Annotated in this window: 2 protein-coding genes and 2 tRNA genes; 1 reads left to right on the forward strand and 3 read right to left on the reverse strand. The window is 49.2% G+C overall.

Features of this window, described 5'->3' with window-relative positions; genetic code table 11:
• Positions 1-145 precede the first annotated feature (145 nt).
• Complete coding sequence (locus F7Q90_RS25535; protein ID WP_006121163.1) at positions 146-484, reverse strand: DUF413 domain-containing protein; 339 nt, start codon at positions 482-484, stop codon at positions 146-148.
• A gap of 121 nt (positions 485-605) precedes the next feature.
• Between F7Q90_RS25535 and hdfR the strand changes: the two genes are divergently transcribed.
• On the forward strand, positions 606-1,430 hold the full coding sequence (hdfR, locus tag F7Q90_RS25540; RefSeq protein WP_006121164.1) for an HTH-type transcriptional regulator HdfR: 825 nt from the start codon (positions 606-608) through the stop codon (positions 1,428-1,430).
• Positions 1,431-1,540: 110 nt separating this feature from the next.
• Here hdfR and F7Q90_RS25545 read toward each other — a convergent pair.
• Positions 1,541-1,616 (reverse strand) — tRNA-Trp (locus F7Q90_RS25545).
• An 8-nt stretch (positions 1,617-1,624) separates the two neighbouring features.
• Positions 1,625-1,701, reverse strand: a tRNA-Asp gene (locus F7Q90_RS25550).
• Positions 1,702-1,750: the final 49 nt, after the last annotated feature.

Raw genomic sequence — 1,750 nt, forward strand, 5'->3', positions numbered from 1 at the left:
GAATATTTTACGGCATTCTCCGCTAATGCTCAGGCGAATATCCCTGAAGGACGTTCTTAACAATTTAACAAGGGTTTACCACAAAATGGTGCTGGTTTATTAGCGTCAATTTGTGGGGATCCCTCAGGGCTTTCGCCCCTTTTCATTAATCGTCGCTTTCTGTGTAGTCTTCAACGGTATCCATTTGTGGCTTACCGCCTGACAGCGTGTGAAAACGCTTAGGACGCTTGATACGGGTCATGTATTTGGACCAGACACGTTCTGCTTCCGTCTGCGGCTCACGGACACCACGACATACCTCGATGAACAAACGCTCTTCTTCTGTCGCTGGTTCACGTTTGGCAAGATCCAGCTCATTAAACGCGACGCCGTGGCGTTCAAGTAGCTGTGCTTCTTTAATCGTAAAGTCCCCATGACGCGAAAATCCGCGTGGGTAATGTTTGTTATCAAAGAAACGATTTTCCGTTGAGAAGCTTTCCGCCATGTTACACGCTCCTGTTTCTCTTATGGCCGTGCTATTTATGGCGCGGAGTATTAGATACGCTTGACAGCGTGTAAAACAAAACATTTAAATCTATACGACAAACAAATTTTGGGAGAAGGCTGTGGATACGGAATTACTGAAAACTTTCCTGGAAGTGAGCAGAACTCGCCATTTCGGGCGTGCTGCAGAAGCACTTTACTTAACGCAGTCTGCTGTCAGTTTTCGCATCCGCCAGTTAGAAAACCAACTGGGAGTGAATCTTTTTACCCGACACCGCAACAACATCCGTTTGACCTCGGCAGGTGAGCGTCTTTTGCCTTACGCGGAAAGTCTGATGAATACCTGGCTTATGGCGAAGAAAGAAGTGTCGCACACGCAGCAGCATCATGAGCTGTCCATTGGTGCCAGCGCCTCACTTTGGGAAGCCTATCTGACGCCATGGCTTCAGACACTCTACGAAAACAGGGAAAGTCTGCACCTGGAAGCGCGTGTGGCGCAGCGTCATTTGTTAGTTAAACAGTTGCATGAACGCCAACTGGATTTATTGATTACGACGGAAGCACCAAAGATGGATGAATTGACCAGCCAGCAGATAGGTCATATTTCGCTGGCACTGTTTCGTTCCCGGCAGACCGAAAAGCGTGAGAAATATGACTATATTAAGCTGGAATGGGGCGCGGACTTTCATCAGCACCAAAGTTATCTTTCCGGCGGGGACGATGTTCCGGTATTAACAACGACATCAGCACAGGTGACGCGTGAATTGTTGCACACGACAGGAGCCTGCGCGTTTCTGCCCGAGTTCTGGCAAAGCTTGTACAGCGACCTGATAGTGATGCCCGATACGTCTGTGGCGGTGCGGCCTTTGTATGCGGTATGGCTGCAAAACAGTGATCAGCAGACGTATATCCGTCAGTTGCTGAAGTTTCCAGTCGTGCCGAATTAAAGAGAGGGAAGAAAGCGAGGATTAAGCCAGTCTTTGCTGGCTGGTTTTATGTTTTGCTTTTCTTAAGGCAAAAAAAAATCCTTCGCATACGCAAAGGATTTTTCTTTTTCTGGCAGGGGCGGAGGGACTCGAACCCCCAACACCCGGTTTTGGAGACCGGTGCTCTACCAATTGAACTACGCCCCTAAAAAGGGTGGCGGAACGGACGGGGCTCGAACCCGCGACCCCCTGCGTGACAGGCAGGTATTCTAACCAACTGAACTACCGCTCCACCGATTCTGTACTGATCGCAGAAAAACGTTCTGCTGTCAGGTGTTCCG

This window comes from Pantoea stewartii subsp. stewartii (genome assembly GCF_008801695.1).
Lineage (GTDB): Bacteria > Pseudomonadota > Gammaproteobacteria > Enterobacterales > Enterobacteriaceae > Pantoea > Pantoea stewartii.

Coding starts and splice junctions, on each gene's coding strand:
- F7Q90_RS25535 (WP_006121163.1), bottom strand. CDS start 484: ATGGCGGAAAGCTTCTCAACGGAAAATCGTTTCTTTGATAACAAACAT.